At 37.9% G+C, this 1,186-nt stretch carries 1 pseudogene; it reads left to right on the top strand.

The features are described from left to right. Positions 1-1,026 (top strand): annotated as a pseudogene (locus tag ACFYUV_RS51440) (IS3-like element IS1068 family transposase); the annotation flags it as partial. Positions 1,027-1,186: the final 160 nt, after the last annotated feature.

Genomic DNA, 1,186 nt, shown 5'->3' with positions numbered 1-1,186 from the left:
CTGGGTTCAAGAAGTTGAAGAATATGGAGAAAGTGCTTTTCCAGGCAATGGGACAGCCCTAGCTGATGCCCAACATAAGATTAAATTGTTAGAGAAAGAAAATCGTTATCTTCAGGAGGAACTTGAACTTCTAAAAAAGTTCCGGGTCTTCTTGAAGCGAAGCAAGTAAAACGTTTTGAATTTCTCTTGAAACATCATGGGAAGATAAAAATTAAACATGCAGTAAAAGTTCTTAAGGTTTCTCGCTCAGGTTTCTATGAATACATGCATCGTCGTCCTTCAAAACAACAAGTGGAGAGAGAAATTCTCTCAGAGAAGATAAAAGCTGTCTTTCATGAGCATAAGGGACGCTATGGTGCGGTTAGAATTACCAAGGTACTTCATAATACTGGTATTATGACCAACACGAAACGTGTTGGGAAACTGATGCACTTGATGGGACTTTATGCCAAGGGAAGCCGTTATAAATATAAACATTACAACAGAAAAGGAGCTTCGCTTTCAAGCCCCAATTTAATTAATCAGATCTTTAAAGCAACAGCTCCTAATAAAGTATGGCTGGGAGACATGACCTATATCCCTACCAAAGAAGGCACCTTATACTTAGCCGTGAATATCGACGTTTTTTCACGTAAGATTGTAGGCTGGTCAATGTCTTCACGGATGCAAGATAAACTGGTGAGGGATTGCTTCTTACAAGCTTGTGGGAAAGAACATCCTCAGCCTGGCTTGATTGTCCATACTGATCAAGGGAGTCAATATACAAGCTCTCGTTATCAATCTACTCTTCGTCAAGTCGGTGCTCAATCTAGCATGAGTCGTAAAGGAAATCCATATGACAATGCAATGATGGAGTCTTTTTATAAGACGCTAAAGAGGGAGCTTATTAATGATGCTCATTTTGAGACAAGAGCTGAGGCTACTCAAGAAATATTTAAATACATTGAGACCTATTACAATACAAAAAGGATGCATTCAGGTCTTGATTACAAGTCTCCAAAAGACTTTGAAAAATATAATTCTTAAATTCTCTTAACTCCGTGTCTAGTTTTTCGTTGACTTTCCAAAAATATAGCTCATTTTGTGTCTAAATATTTGACATTGGTCCACTTTAATTGTCTTTAACTTTTCACTCATCATAAGTCCTGCCTTTTAACCGTAGGTAGATATTGCTCGATTGCTTTCT

The sequence above is a fragment of the Nonomuraea sp. NPDC003560 genome (assembly GCF_042878785.1).
Classification (GTDB): Bacteria; Actinomycetota; Actinomycetes; order Streptosporangiales; family Streptosporangiaceae; genus Nonomuraea.
The sequence above is the reverse complement of the archived record's forward strand: the minus strand, read 5'-3'. Positions and strand labels throughout refer to the sequence as shown.